Annotated in this window: 8 protein-coding genes and 4 pseudogenes; 7 read left to right on the forward strand and 5 right to left on the reverse strand. The window is 63.6% G+C overall.

Annotated elements, in window-relative coordinates; translation table 11 throughout:
• Positions 1–4 precede the first annotated feature (4 nt).
• Entirely contained in the window at positions 5–1,396 is a 1,392-nt protein-coding gene (gndA, locus tag ACZ1HK_RS20440; protein WP_472630237.1) for an NADP-dependent phosphogluconate dehydrogenase, read from the reverse strand.
• Positions 1,397–1,518: 122 nt separating this feature from the next.
• Positions 1,519–1,830, reverse strand: a complete 312-nt coding sequence (locus ACZ1HK_RS20445; protein ID WP_011456372.1) for a DUF6280 family protein — start codon at positions 1,828–1,830, stop codon at positions 1,519–1,521.
• Between the two features lie 212 nt (positions 1,831–2,042).
• Between ACZ1HK_RS20445 and efp the strand changes: the two genes are divergently transcribed.
• Positions 2,043–2,606 (forward strand): elongation factor P, encoded by a 564-nt coding sequence (gene efp / locus ACZ1HK_RS20450; RefSeq protein ID WP_472630238.1) that lies wholly within the window; start codon positions 2,043–2,045, stop codon positions 2,604–2,606.
• Here efp and ACZ1HK_RS20455 read toward each other — a convergent pair.
• Complete coding sequence (locus tag ACZ1HK_RS20455) at positions 2,603–3,454, reverse strand: rhomboid family intramembrane serine protease (protein ID WP_472630239.1); 852 nt, start codon at positions 3,452–3,454, stop codon at positions 2,603–2,605. The two genes, efp and ACZ1HK_RS20455, sit on opposite strands and share 4 nt — an antisense overlap.
• Positions 3,455–3,770: 316 nt before the next feature.
• Between ACZ1HK_RS20455 and ACZ1HK_RS20460 the strand changes: the two are divergent.
• The 6 genes and pseudogenes from ACZ1HK_RS20460 to mdoH all read left to right on the forward strand — a co-directional run bounded on the left by ACZ1HK_RS20460 (position 3,771) and on the right by mdoH (position 12,149).
• Positions 3,771–5,383 (forward strand): annotated as a pseudogene (locus ACZ1HK_RS20460) (thiamine pyrophosphate-binding protein).
• Positions 5,370–6,617 (forward strand): CaiB/BaiF CoA transferase family protein, encoded by a 1,248-nt coding sequence (locus tag ACZ1HK_RS20465; protein ID WP_472630240.1) that lies wholly within the window; start codon positions 5,370–5,372, stop codon positions 6,615–6,617. The pseudogene ACZ1HK_RS20460 and the gene ACZ1HK_RS20465 overlap by 14 nt, the downstream one beginning before the upstream one ends.
• A gap of 164 nt (positions 6,618–6,781) precedes the next feature.
• A pseudogene (locus ACZ1HK_RS20470) lies at positions 6,782–8,145 on the forward strand (tetratricopeptide repeat protein).
• A 126-nt stretch (positions 8,146–8,271) separates the two neighbouring features.
• Positions 8,272–9,425: pseudogene (locus ACZ1HK_RS20475) on the forward strand (OpgC family protein).
• A 65-nt stretch (positions 9,426–9,490) separates the two neighbouring features.
• Positions 9,491–10,935: pseudogene (locus ACZ1HK_RS20480) on the forward strand (OpgD/OpgG family glucan biosynthesis protein).
• Complete coding sequence (mdoH, locus tag ACZ1HK_RS20485; protein ID WP_472630241.1) at positions 10,932–12,149, forward strand: glucans biosynthesis glucosyltransferase MdoH; 1,218 nt, start codon at positions 10,932–10,934, stop codon at positions 12,147–12,149. The pseudogene ACZ1HK_RS20480 and the gene mdoH overlap by 4 nt, the downstream one beginning before the upstream one ends.
• Before the next feature lie 509 nt (positions 12,150–12,658).
• Here mdoH and ACZ1HK_RS20490 read toward each other — a convergent pair.
• Entirely contained in the window at positions 12,659–13,747 is a 1,089-nt protein-coding gene (locus tag ACZ1HK_RS20490) for a CE1 family esterase (protein ID WP_472630242.1), read from the reverse strand.
• Positions 13,734–14,192, reverse strand: a complete 459-nt coding sequence (locus tag ACZ1HK_RS20495) for a rhodanese-like domain-containing protein (protein ID WP_472630243.1) — start codon at positions 14,190–14,192, stop codon at positions 13,734–13,736. Before ACZ1HK_RS20495 ends, ACZ1HK_RS20490 begins: the two co-directional genes overlap by 14 nt.
• Position 14,193: the final 1 nt, after the last annotated feature.

The following is a 14,193-nucleotide window of genomic DNA, read 5'->3' on the forward strand; positions in this document are numbered from 1 at the left end:
CCCGCTAACCGTCCGCCCACGGGCCATGCTGGCCGCTTTTGCCGGTGTCCAGCCGCTCAAACCCGTGCAGGCCAAAGAAATCGCGCTGTCCCTGGATCATGTTCGCCGTCCCGCGCGCCAAACGCATGGTGTCGAAATAGCCCAAAGCGGCGCTCATCGCGGGCACCGGCAGGCCCGAGGCGCTGGCCTTGACCACCACCTCCCGCAGCGCGCCCACCGTGTCCGACAGGATGCCAGCGAAGTAGGGCGCTTCCATCAAGGTCTTGCCCGGCGCAACCTCAAACGCTTCCGCCATATCGTCCAGCATGGCCGAGCGGATGATGCACCCCGCCCGCCAATTGCGCGCCACGTCCTCGCGCATCAGGGACCAGTCAAACGCCTGCGCGGCGGCCCGAAGCATGTCGAAGCCCTGCGTATAGCAAAGCACCTTGCCGCAGGTCAGCGCCGCCTCCAGCGCCTCTTCCGTCAGCTCAAGCTTGCCCGCACCGCCAAAGGCCTCGGCCAGGGTCGCGCGCAAATCGCGCTTGGCCGACATGTTGCGGGCCGACACGGCAGCCTCAATCACCGGGATCGGCGTGCCCAGATGCTGCGCCTCAATCGCAGTCCAGCGCCCCGTGCCCTTCTGGCCCGCTGCGTCGACGATTACGTCCAAAAGCGGGCCATCCGTTGCCGCGTCATGGGCGGCGGCCACCTTGGCCGAAATCTCGATCAGGTAGGACGAAAGTCGCCCCGCATTCCAACGTTCAAAGACCGGCGCGATATCGGGGGCGGCCCTGCCCATCCCGTCGCGCATCAACCCGTAGGTCTCCGCGATCAACTGCATATCGGCATATTCAATGCCGTTGTGGACGGCCTTTACGAAATGCCCCGCGCCGGTCTCGCCCAGAAGCGCCGCGCAGGGCGCGCCCTCGAACTTTGCCGAAATCGCAGTCAGTACCGGCTCCACCCGCGCCCAATGGGCCGGATCGCCACCACCCATGATGGCCGGGCCATGGCGCGCACCTTCTTCCCCGCCGGACACGCCAATACCCAGGAAAGGCCGATCCAGCGTGTCCATCCGGCGCATCGTGTCGCGGAAATTGGCGTTGCCTGCGTCAATGATCAGGTCGTCGTCCTCAAGGCAAGGGTCCAGCGCCGCGATCTGCTCGTCCACCGGATCGCCCGCCGGCACCATCAGGATTATGGCGCGCGGACCTTTGAGTGCGGCTGCCAAGGCCTCAAGGCTATCGCATCCGACAACACGGTCGGCCAGATCACCGGCCTCTTCCACAAAGGCGTGCGTCTTTTCCGTGGTGCGGTTGAACACCGCCACGGTAAAGCCCTTCTCCGCAATGTTGAGCGCCAGGGCCGAACCCATTGTGCCCAATCCGATCAATCCGATATCTGCCGCAGCCATCTTGCCCTCCGTCGTGTTTGTCCCAAACTGTGCATCTCGCGGGCATAAAACCACCCCGGAAACGAAAAACGCGCCCTGCAGAGGGGCGCGTTTTCGAAGCTGGCAGCTTGTGTTGTGTACGATCAGGCGGCTTCAGCCTGATTGCGGCGTTCACTTTCCTCACGGCTGAGCGCGACAGAGGTGCGTACACCATTGCCCACGAATGCCATCAGGCCATTCACAACCCGCTCATTGGGGTCGATACCGGCGCAGGACAAAACTTCGCGCCCATCGCGCGAGCGTGCCCACCGGGCAATCTGCTCTGGCCCGTTACCGTATTTCTTGTCGTCAGCGATTGCATCGTCCAACGCCGCCAGAACCACTGCCGCAAACAACTTGCGTGCGCGTGTGCCCTGTTCGAAGTTGAAGGCCGTGCCATCAACGAAATCCCGCATTTCGTATCCTTCTTTTTGCTCTTGCATTTTCGGCGTGCCGCTCGGTATGCCCGGATTCTGTGCAGTTGTGTGATGCGAATTTCGCATGTGTGGTATTCACCAGGCGCATAGCTTGGCGGAAATCTGCACTTTTTCCGGTGTATGGACACCCTCCAACGCCCAGATATAGGTCGCGTCAACAAATTCTCAAGGTTTTGCCAAGGTTTTGCCACATGCCCAAAATTAACGGAAACGAGATTCGGCCAGGCAACGTCCTCGAACACAATGACGGACTCTGGGCCGCCGTTAAGGTGGATCATGTAAAGCCCGGGAAGGGCGGTGCGTTTGCGCAGGTCGAACTGCGCAACCTTCGTAACGGGTCAAAACTTAACGAAAGGTTTAGATCCGCGGACAAAGTCGAGCGCGTCCGTCTGGAGCAAAAAGATCAGCAATTCCTCTACGAGAATGATGGAATGCTCGTCTTTATGGACTCTGAGACCTACGAGCAGATCGAGCTGCCCGCGGAGCTTTTGGGGGAACGCCGCCCGTTCCTGCAGGACGGCATGACCATCGTCGTGGAATTCTACGAGGAAGAGGCACTGAACGCGACCTTGCCCCAGAAAGTCGTCTGCAAGGTGGTTGAGACCGAGCCGGTGGTCAAAGGCCAGACGGCTGCAAATTCCTTCAAGCCCGCAATCCTCGACAATGGCGTCAAAGTCTCGGTCCCGCCCTTCGTGGGTCAGGACGAAGACATCGTCGTGAACACCGAGACAATGGAATACTCGGAACGCGCCTAGCGCCCGCCCGACCAGGGCCCTTTGGGACCACGCCGCTGACCCGCACGCGGGACGCGGCCCAGGTCGGCCAATGGGCGATCCATCCCCTGCGCAGAGCGCACGCGCCGAATGCGCGGGATCCCGGACCGTCGCCGCTCCACCCGGTATTCGACCTCTTCATGCGGCGGCTTGCCGCCAAAGGCGCCCCAATACGACCGTCCGCCCCGGCGCAAGAACAGGGGAAATGTCAGCACGACGCCCACGATAAAGCCACCCGCATGGGCCCAATAGGCGACCCCGCCGCCCAACACATCCATCTGCAAGCCGCTGACAAGCTGCAAGGCAAACCACAGCCCCAGCATCAACCAGGCCGGGATCGTGAAGATCTTGATGAACACCACCAGCAAGACCAGCACATCAATCCGCGCCCGTGGGAACATCAGCAGATAGCCCCCCATCACAGCCGCAATCGCACCCGACGCGCCCACCATCGGAATGGACGATCCCGGATCGGCCATCATCTGCCCGAACGCGGCCCCAAGCCCGCCCAGCAGATAGAAGACTGCAAAGCCGATATGGCCCATCAGGTCCTCCAAATTGTCGCCGAAAATATACAGAAACAGCATATTGCCGATCAGGTGCATCCAACCGCCATGCAGAAACATATGGGTGATCAGCCCGCTTCGGTTGATCCCTTCCGCCACGTTCCCCGGCACCAGGCCCCAGTCGCGGTAAAACGCCGTCAGCTCGATCTCGCTGCCCGACAGGCCGGGAAAATAGCTCAGGAAGACCACGACATTCGCCACGATCAGCGTCCAGGTCACAAAAGGAGTGCGGTTGGATGGATTGTGGTCGCGAATTGGAAACATGTGCGCAACGTCGGGTCTGTGGCGCGGCGGGTCAAGGGGCGCGCAGGCGTCACCACCTGCCCGGGGCTACGCCTGTTCGTGCCTTGATCGGTCCCCCAGACCGATCAGCGCTTTGGCGCACCGGCTATCACCCCACCCGTTCCGCCTCCGCGCCCGGTTGCACATCACCTGCACTGGGCAATACTCGCCGGGAAAAGGCGTTCTTCCGGTATTTGGGACCAGTGGAAGACAGGGACACGGCTCTTTGATCGGCAGGGTCCTTTCCGCGCCGGTCGCTTTGCGATACGCCCGCAGGGGCAGCGATTGGAGGCACAGGATGGCGGAATTCAGGGCAGCGGATCTGGTGGCGCGCAGGCTGTATGAGGCCGGGTGCCGCCACGCCTTCGGGATGCCGGGTGGTGAGGTGCTCACCCTCGTGGATGCGCTGGAAAAAGCGGGCATCGCCTTTCATCTCGTCAAGCACGAGAATGCGGGCGGCTTCATGGCCGAGGCCGTCCATCACGTCGACGGCGCGCCCGCGATCCTCGTGGCCACCGTTGGCCCGGGGCTGATGAACGCGGTCAACGTCGTCGCCAATGCCGAACAGGACCGCGTGCCGATGGTTGTGCTGACCGGCTGCCTCGATGCGGATGAGGCGCTGACCTACACCCATCAGGTCCTCGATCATCGCGCCGTGCTGGATCCGATCACCAAGGGCACCTTCACGCTGACAGCCGGAGAGGCCGACACGATCGCCGACAAAGCCGTTTCCATCGCGCTTGAGCGTCGGCAAGGTCCCGTCCTTATCGATGTGCCCATCGCCGTCGCCGATGCGCCTGCGACCCTCAAGGGCCGCCGCCGCGTGCCCCCAAGCCCTGTCGCGCCTGCGGGCGAGAAGTTCAAGCTCGTCCGCGATTGGCTGGCCGGTGCCGAACGGCCTCTCATCGTCGCGGGCCTCGACGTCCTGGCCGACGATGCCGCGCCCGCCTTGCAAGCCTTCGCCGAACACTTTGAGATCCCCGTGGTGACCACCTACAAGGCCAAAGGTGTTCTGCCCGAAGATCACCCGCTTGCCCTGGGCGGCGCGGGCCTGTCGCCGCTGGCCGACACGCACCTCCTGCCGCTGGTCAAACAGGCCGATGTGATCTTCCTCGTTGGATATGATCCCATCGAAATGCGCCCCGGTTGGCGCGAGGTCTGGGATGTCACCAAGCAATGCGTCGTCGATATCCAGGCCGTCGAGAACGACCATTACATGCATCAGGCCGGGATCAGCTTCACCTGCCATATCGGGGCAGCGCTTGAGGCTATGATGGATGTCAAACAGGCCACCACCCGCTGGCGGGGGATGAGCCGACCGCCGCCAAGGCCGCCCTCGCGCAAGCCTTCCCGCAAGACGACGCTTGGGGCCCGGCCGGTATCATTGCCGAAGCCCGCGCGGCCTTGCCGCCCGAAACCCGCATCAGCATCGACAGTGGCGCGCACCGCATCCTGCTGTCCCAGATGTGGCAGGCTCCATACGCCAAGGCCATCATCCAATCCTCCGGCCTCTGCACCATGGGCTGCGCCGTGCCCATGGCCATCGGCCTTGCGCTGGCTGAACCCGACCGCCCCGCCGCGGCCTTTGTCGGCGATGGCGGCTTCCTGATGAGCCCCGGCGATCTGACCACCGCCGCCGAGCTTGGCCTGAAACCCATCATCATCACCTTTGTCGATGCCTCCCTCGCGTTGATCGAGAAGAAACAGCGTGAGCGGCAGCTGACCAATGCCGGCGTCGACTACGAGCACCGCCACGACTTCGCCGCGATGGGCCGCGCCATGGGCGGGGCCGGGGTCGACGTCACCAACCGGGCCGAGCTGCGCGCCGCAATTGAAGCCGCGCTCAAGGCCGACACCTTCACGGTGATCGCCGCCCAAATAGACCGCGGAGGCTACGATGGCCGCATCTAAAGGACCTCTCGATGGCCTGATCGTCCTCGACCTTTCCCGTATCCTCGCGGGACCCACCTGCACGCAGGCGCTTGGCGATCTGGGCGCTACCGTCATCAAGATCGAGCACCCCGAACGTGGTGATGATACCCGCACATGGGGCCCGCCCTTCGCCAATGGCCCGGATGGTCAGCCAACCGACCTCAGCAGCTATTTCATGTGCGCCAACCGCAACAAGCTGTCGGTCGGCGTCGATATCGCCACGCCTGAAGGGCAGGAAACGATCCGCCAAATCGCCGCCCGCGCCGATGTCGTGATCGAGAACTTCAAACCCAGCGGGCTCGACAAGTACGGGCTGGATTTCAACAGCTTGCTCACAGCCTATCCACAGCTTGTCTACTGTTCGATCTCGGGCTTCGGGCAGACCGGCCCGAACCGTGAGAAGCCGGGCTATGACCTTATGGCGCAAGGCTATTCCGGGATCATGGCGCTCACCGGTGCAAAGGATGGCCCGCCCGCAAAGGTTGCCGTTGGCATCGCCGATGTGATGACCGGCATGTACGCCGCCACCGGCATCCTCGCGGCGCTGCGCCACCGCGACGCGACGGGGCAGGGGCAGCATATCGACCTGTCGCTCGTGGATGCCTCCATCGCTTGGATGATCAACGAAGGCGTTGCGCACCTGACGACCGGTCAACACCGGCCCCGGCGCGGCGACCAGCACGCCACCATCGTGCCCTATCAGACCTTCGCCTGTGCCGATGGCCATGTCCTCGTCGCCGTCGGCAACGACACCCAATATATCCGCTTTTGCGACTTCCTCGGGCGGCCCGATCTGGCCGACGATCCGCGCTTTGCCACCAATTCCAACCGCGTCATCAACCGTGAGGCGCTGATCCCTACCTTGGAGGCCCTGATGCGCCAGCACAGCCAGGCCGACATCGTGGCGGCGCTGGAGGCCCGCAAGGTCCCCGTCGGTCCCGTCTACACGGTTGAACAGACCTTTGCCTCCGACCAGGTTGCGGCGCGCGAGATGCGCATTGATATGGCGAAAGAGGGTGTGGATCGCGGCGGTGTCGAACTCATCGGCAATCCTCTGAAATTCTCAGCCACTCCCGTCACCTATCGCCACGCGCCCCACATCTGGGCGAGCATACTGAGGCCGTTCTCGACTGGCTTTCCGGCACGACTGAGACGCCCGAAGGTTAACCGCGCCTGCCGCAAATTCGGGCGCGCCGCGAACGATTTCACCTGAAATCAAAGCAAAATCCCGCCGATCTCCGGGTGAATTGGCAGGATTTCGTTCACACATGCGCCCCGACGGCTCACATGTCCGTCATCTGGGCGCAACGAGGCTTCGCGTGGGCGGGGCCATAGTCTACCTCGGATACAAAGGGACTATCAGAATCGGACAGGCGCATGACGCAATTCGACGGATTCGGTCAGCCGACCACGATTTCGGCCGGGCCGGGACTCGATCACTGGACGGAAACGCAGATGGCGTTTCTGGCCCATGGGGCGACGACGCCCGATCATCTTGCCAAAACGCTGGACGCTGATCCGCACTTTGCACTGGCCCACGCCGTGAAGGGCTTGTTCCTGATCCTTCTGGGCCGTCGTGAGCTGATCGAAACCGCGCAGGAGGCAGCAGATAAGGCACGCGCCGCCGATCAAACCCGCCCCGTCACGCCCCGGGAGCGCGCGTTTCTGGACGCGCTGGATGCCTGGCTTGGGGCCAACCCTCCAAGGCTGTGGGCCATCTCGATCAGGTTCTTCTGTCCAACCCGTCCGATCCGCTGGCGATGAAGATCGGCCATGCAATCCGCTTTGTCCTCGGCGACGCTCAAGGCATGCGCCGACAGGTCGAACAGGTCATGCCCGCCTATGGCGATGATCATGCCGCGCGCGGCTATCTGATGGGCTGCCACGCCTTCGCACTGGAAGAAACCGGCGAATATGGCCGGGCCGCCGCGTCCGGCTCCGCGGCACTGGAAATCTCGCCCGACGATGCCTGGGGCCTGCACGCCGTGGCCCATGTCTACGATATGCTGGCCGAACCCACCAAGGGCCTGAACTGGCTGCAAGGGAGGGAGGCCGCGTGGACCCACTGCAACAATTTCCGCTACCACGTCTGGTGGCACAAGGCGCTGATGCACCTCGACCTCGGCCAGACCGACATGGTGCTCGACCTCTACGATACCCTGATCCGTGCCGACAAAACCGACGATTACCGCGACATCTCCAACGCCACCTCGCTTCTGATGCGGTTGGAGCTTGAGGGCGTCGATGTCGGCACCCGTTGGGACGAGCTGGCCGATACCTCCGCCGCCCGCACCGATGACGGCTCCCTGATCTTTGCCGACCTCCATTACCTTCTGGCGCTCATCGGCGGGCGTCGGGAAGAGGCCACCGCCAAGCTCGTGGCCCGCATCACCGATGATGGCGCAAACGGCCAGGGCGAGGCCGCGATGCGCATGGCCAATCCCGGTGCCGCCGCCGCGATGGGACTGGAGGCATTCGGCGAGGGCGATTACGCCACCGCCTTCAACGGCCTCAGCCGCGCCCGCAAGCATATGCAACTGGCCGGCGGCTCCCACGCGCAGCGCGACGTGTTTGAGCGTCTGACGATCGACGCGGGCCTGCGCGCTGGCCGCATGGCCGAAGCCAAGGTCATCCTCGATGAACGCTCCGCCAAGCGGGCAGGGCGCGATGATACCTTCGCAAGAACCCGCCGTGAGATGATCGGGAACTCCTCCGCCCCCTTGCGCGTTCCAGCGGAATAGGGGAAACGCCGCGTGACCATGGTGAGCACGACACCTTCTTTTCAGGCCCCACCAACCGCCGCAGCGCAAGCCGCGACGCCCGCGACGATGCGCGATATCCGCCTCGATTTCTTCCGCGGTATGGCGATGTTCATCATCCTCTTCGCCCATACGCCCGGCAATTTCCTGACCTCGTGGATCCCCGCGCGCTGGGGCTTTTCCGACGCGACCGAGATGTTTGTCTTCTGCTCTGGCATGGCCTCGGCCATCGCCTTTGGCCGCACGTTCGACCGTGCGGGTCTGGCCCTCGGGTCCGTCCGCGTCGGCTACCGCATCTGGCAGGTCTATTGGGCCCATGTGGGCCTCTTCTTCGCCACTGCGGCGCTGCTGGTCTTTCTGACCGATCTGCCCTTCACCGACCGCAATTACTGGGGCCAGATGAACCTCTGGATGCTGTTTGTGGAGCATCAGGAAGACCTTTGGGCCAACCCCAACATCCTGTTCAGCTTCATGACCCTGCAATGGGTGCCGAACCTCTTCGACATCCTGCCGATGTACATGGTGATCCTCGCCATGATGCCAGTTTTTATGCGCTCGCCCGCGTTCACCTTGGCCTCGTCGCAGCCGTCTCCCTCGCCCTGTGGTTCATGGGGCAACGCGCTTTTACCGAAGCACTCGGTCTGCCCTATTTCAACTTCACGGCCGAGCCCTGGGTGGGTGACGATGAATGGCAACGCCGCTGGTTTCTCAACCCCTTTGGCTGGCAACTGGCCTTCTTCACGGGCTTTGCCTTCATGCGCGGCTGGATCCCCAAGCCACCCGTCAATGCGCTTCTGATCGGCCTCGCCGCTTTCATCGTCATCGCCAACATTCCGCTCAGCAACATCGGCGTGCGCGAGTTCGGGTTCGAATGGGCCCGCGAATGGCGCGTGGAAAACCGCCAACTGATCTCCAAGACCGATTTCGGCATCCTGCGCTACGTCCAGTTCCTGAGCCTCGCCTACCTCGCCTGGGTCATCGCGGGCGATGGCGGCGACCGCATCCGTGCCGGTGCAGGCTGGATCGGGCGCAACATCTGGGCGCCCCTTCTGACCGTGTTCCTGAAAGTGGGCCAGCAAAGCCTCGCCGTCTTCGTCGTCTCGATCTTCATCGCCCGCTTCAACGGCTTCGCGATGGACATGTTGGGCCGTGACGTCGCCATGACCCTTCTGGTCAACGCCTTCGGCTGCGCCGTCCTGATCGCCACCGCCTACGCGGCAAGCTACTTCAAGACGCAGCCTTGGCGGGTGAAACCGAAATGATGAACCGCCGCTCCTCGCTTGCGCTCCTCGCAGCTGCCATGGCCTCCCCGGCCTTTGGCCTGCCGATGTTCCGCGAAGGCAGCGCACACCCCTTTGATCGCGATTGGCTGGTCGCCGAGGCGCAGCGCCTCAGTCGTGCCCCCTACCAGCCGCTGCCCGAAGTGCCGCAGGGCTGGCAGGACCTCACCTATGACGAATACCGCTGGATGTGGTTCAACCCCCAGCGCGGCCTCTGGATGGACGAAGACCGCCCCTTCAAGGTCGATTTCTTCCACCCCGGTCTCTACTTCCCCGGCCCGTTGAAGTGAACGTGGTCAGTGGCGGCGAAGCCCAAACTCTCGCCTTTGACCTTTCCCTCTTCGACCACACCGATCAGTTCCCTGACCTGCCCATAACCGAGGAATTGGGCTATTCCGGCCTCCGTCTGCGCGCGGCCCTCGAACGCCCCGACATCTTCACTGAATTCGCCGTGTTCCAGGGCGCAAGCTACTTCCGCGCCATCGGCACCGGCATGAACTACGGCCTTTCCGCGCGCGGCCTCGCCATCGGCACGGCCTCCGAGGCAGGCGAGGAATTCCCCGAATTCACCCGCTTCTGGCTGGAAGCGCCGATGCCCGGCGACACGACCCAAGTGATCCATGCGCTTCTGGATGGCGATAGCTGCACCGGGGCCTACACCTTCCGCATCACGCCCGGGCCAGTCACGCGGATGCATGTGGACATGAACCTGTTCCCGCGCGTCGACCTGCCGAATGTGGGCCTGGCCCCGCTGACCTCAATGTTCCTCTACGATCAGACCAACCGCGCGGGCCATGATGATTTCCGCCCCGCCGTGCACGACAGTGACGGTCTGATGATCCACAACGGCAACGGCGAGCTGCTCCTGCGCCCCCTCAAGAACCCCGATACACTGCAGGTCTCCTCCTTCGTGGATCACGATTGCAGGGGCTTCGGCCTGCTGCAACGCGCCCGCGATCTGGCTGATTTCGAGGATTTTGAAGCCCATTACGAATTGCGTCCCTCACTTTGGGTTGAACCCGGTGAGGGCTGGGGCGAAGGCTCCGTCCAACTGGTCGAGATCCCGTCCGAGTTGGAGATCTACGACAATATCGTCGCCTATTGGCGCCCGCGCGGCGGATTGATTGCCGGTAACGATTACCGTCACACCTATACGCTGAACTGGTGTGACGAACCCGAACGCCCCCGCGACGTGGCCCGCGTGATGAACACTGCCATTGGCGGCAACTGGAACCGCACCCAAACCCTCGTCGCCATCGACTTCGCCAATCACGAAAGCATCGACGGCGAACCGGAGGATTTCACAAAGGTTGTTCAGTCCAATCGCGGGACTGTCACCGAAGGTGTGCTAGAACGTAACCCGGGCACCGGCGGTCTGCGTCTGACCTTCGCCGTCGACCCGGGGGAAGAAACCTACATGGAACTGCGCGCGCAATTGCTGAAGGAAGGGGAGCCTGTGACGGAAGTCTGGCTCTACCGGCTCTCGGCATGAAGCTCAGCATAGACCCATATATGCCGCCCGAGGCTCCGCTGGCGCGCCCGATCCAGAACCTGCGCGCGCCCTATACCGACAAAACCGCACCGGGCGTGGCAAAGACCCGTTCCTGGCTCTGGCGTCTTGCCACCTTCATCCCGGCGTTTGCCACCACGCTTGCCCTTGTGGCGGCCTTCACCGACTGGTTCGCCATGGGCGGCCTCACGGGCTTCGAGATTGCGCTGATCACGCTCATCGCGCTGACCTTCTTCTGGATTTCACTCTCGGTCTCCACTGTGACCGTCGGCGTCGCGCGCCTGTTCCTCAGCCGCCCACCAGCCGCGCCGACCAATGGCCCCAGCATGGATGTCGCCCTTCTGGTGCCTTGCTATAATGAGGTCCCCTGGGACGTCTTCGGCAATGCCTGCGCCATGCTGGAAGAGTTGGACGCGCATCCAACCGACCACCGCTACACCCTCTTCATCCTGTCCGACACGCGGGATGAGGCGACGGCGGAGCAGGAACTCCGCGCCTTCGCCACCCTCCGTGCGCGCCTGCCGGATCACATTCGCCTCCACTACCGCCGCCGCGCAATGAACACCGACCGCAAGGTCGGCAACCTCGCCGATTGGGTCGAACGCTGGGGCGGCGCCCATGACGCGATGCTGGTCCTTGACGCCGACAGCCTTATGTCGGGCGGGGCCATCGTGGCGCTGACCGACGAGCTGTCCGCCGACCCGTCCGCAGGCCTGATCCAAAGCTTCCCGCAACTCTTCGGGGCAGAAACCGTCTTCGCCCGAGTCCAGCAATTCGCCTCCACCATCTACGGCGCGGTCCTCGCCGAAGGCCTCGCCACATGGTCCGACCGGGAAGGCAATTACTGGGGCCACAACGCGATCATCCGCACCGCCGCCTTTGCCTCCTGCGCGGGTCTGCCGAAGATCAAGACGATCACGGGCAAAGGTGCGTTGATCCTGTCCCACGACTTTGTTGAGGCGGGCCTTCTGCGCCGTGCCGGTTGGGGCGTGCGCTTCTCCCCCGCATCAAGGGCAGTTACGAGGAAGTCCCCGCGACCCTCATCGATTACGTCATCCGCGACCAGCGTTGGTGCCAGGGCAACCTGCAACACCTCAAGCTGCTCGCCTCGCGCGGCTTCCACGGCGTTTCCCGCTTCCACCTCTTCCACGGCGCGGTCAGCTACCTGCTCTCGCCCATGTGGTTTTTGCTTCTGATGACCTGGGCGCTGATCGGCACCGGCGCGGATCAGAACGTGATCCGCTACTTCTCGGGCCTCAACCCGCAAGTGCAATGGCCCGAGATGACGGTGGTCCATTCCTCGGCGCTTCTGATCTTCATGTACGGCATGCTGCTCGCGCCCAAGGCGCTGGGAGCTGCGGCCATCGGCGGCATCGGTCTGCGCGTGGCCGAGCTTGGCGGCCCGATCCGCTTCGCCGCGTCGTTTGTGGCAGAGCTGATCCTTTCGATCCTCTACGCGCCCATCCTAATGGTGCAGCAAACGCTTGCCGTGGTCCGTTCGATCCTGGGCCTGAAGGTCGACTGGAAACCGCAGGCGCGGGCAGGGGGCGCCTATTCGCTTTGGTCGATGCTGAAATTCCACTGGTTGGAGACACTGGCAGGCGCGGGCCTGGTGGCCGGCATGGCGGCCGGCATCGTCTCTCTCTGGCTGCTGCCCATCGCCGTGTCGCTGGCCATGGCCGTGCCGCTCTCGGCGCTCTCGGGTCTAAACCTCACCCACTTCCGCGCCACCCGCCGTGCCCTCGGCACGCCCGAGATCTACGCCGCACCCGCGATCATCCGCGCCGCCAAAGCGCACCGCGCCGAGCTGCGCGAGACGCTGCGCGATCTGCCGGAAGCCGCGGAATAACCTGCCAGCTCTCCTCCATCCTCCGGATGTCCTCGCAGCTGCACCAAACTCTGACCAAATGGACGCTTTTTCCGGAAAATTGTGACCAAATGGACGGAGTTCCGACCAAATGGTCACATTATTGGTCAAGCGCTTCGTACCAATCGAGCGCCAAATCGGCCCATCCGCGCGGCACCGCATGGCCGCCGGGAAAAGAGCAAAGGTCAGCGATCCCGCGTCACACGACGTCCAGATCCGCTGCCAATAAAAGCCCTCATTGGTGATCTCATCGGGCGCAGAGCGGTTGCATCCATTCGTCTCGCGCCAGATCTCCATTCCGGCAAAAACATCGCCCTGCCGCACAGCCCCATCGCGGAAAACGCGGCCCTCGATCGGCACCGTCCCGTCCGTCCAACCGTGCGTATGTAGCACATCCACAGGCCCCGCGCAGGCATCCAGCGCGGGATGTGGCCGCCAGAACGACCCCGCCACCGGCGCATAGGCGCGCGCGATATCCGGCGCATCGCATGCCAGGTAGGATGTCATGGAGCCGCCGATGGAAAATCCTGCAATAACAACGTCTTCACGATCAATACTATGCACTTCCGCCGCGTGGCTGAGCACCTCTTCGAAGTAGGCCGCTTCATCGCGGATGGGCTCGAATTCCGGATGGAACGACCAGGTGGAGCCGAAGCGAGAGCCTTCCCGTTGCAACCCCTGTGGCCCGATCAAGGCATAGCCGCGCGCCGTCACGGCCTCGCGCAGCATGTTTACCATGCCCTCACCACGCCCGCCCGCGCCGTGCAGCATCATCAGGGCAGGGAAGGGGCCTTCGCCCTCCGGCAGCGCGATGTGGTACTCGCCCATCGGCACTTCACACGCCCCCTCGGCCCCGGCGCAATCGGCAAAAGCAGGGCAAGCTGCCGCCAGAAAACCCAGCGCAGTCAGAGTGTTACGAACGATCAACCGGCAATCCTTCCCTGATCCATCCCGGCCCTGCGCCAGAGCCCAACATGCCTTCCGGCACGTCGATGATGTTGGTGAACCCGGCCTCCGTCAGCCGGTTGGTCAGGCGCGACGACCGAACGCCACGCGCACAGATCAGCGCCACACGCGCATCGGTGGCACCACCCGTAAGCGCCAGTAAAGCCTCAGAAAAATCGTCCCGCCGCATGTCCAGCCGGTGGCCCGAAGCGGGCGAACCCGTCGCCGCCCATTCATCCGGGCGGCGAATGTCGATCAGCAAAATCTCACCGGCGGAAGCCATCTCATGGGCCTCACCCACGCTGATCTGCGCGTCCACACCTTCTGACAGGGCGGCATAGAACAGGTTCCGCCCCTCGGTCGCGGCAAAGCCCACACCGACCAGCGCCAGCGCCCCGGCGCCGATCAGAAACCGTCTGCGGTTCACG

It is taken from the genome of Gymnodinialimonas sp. JB5-7, from assembly GCF_055693405.1.

Bases quoted from the DNA above. Each gene is read 5' to 3' on its own strand.
- ACZ1HK_RS20445 (WP_011456372.1), bottom strand. From the start codon at position 1,830: ATGCGGGATTTCGTTGATGGCACGGCCTTCAACTTCGAACAGGGCACA.
- mdoH (WP_472630241.1), top strand. From the start codon at position 10,932: ATGAAGCTCAGCATAGACCCATATATGCCGCCCGAGGCTCCGCTGGCG.
- efp (WP_472630238.1), top strand. From the start codon at position 2,043: ATGCCCAAAATTAACGGAAACGAGATTCGGCCAGGCAACGTCCTCGAA.
- gndA (WP_472630237.1), bottom strand. From the start codon at position 1,396: ATGGCTGCGGCAGATATCGGATTGATCGGATTGGGCACAATGGGTTCG.
- ACZ1HK_RS20465 (WP_472630240.1), top strand. From the start codon at position 5,370: ATGGCCGCATCTAAAGGACCTCTCGATGGCCTGATCGTCCTCGACCTT.
- ACZ1HK_RS20455 (WP_472630239.1), bottom strand. From the start codon at position 3,454: ATGTTTCCAATTCGCGACCACAATCCATCCAACCGCACTCCTTTTGTG.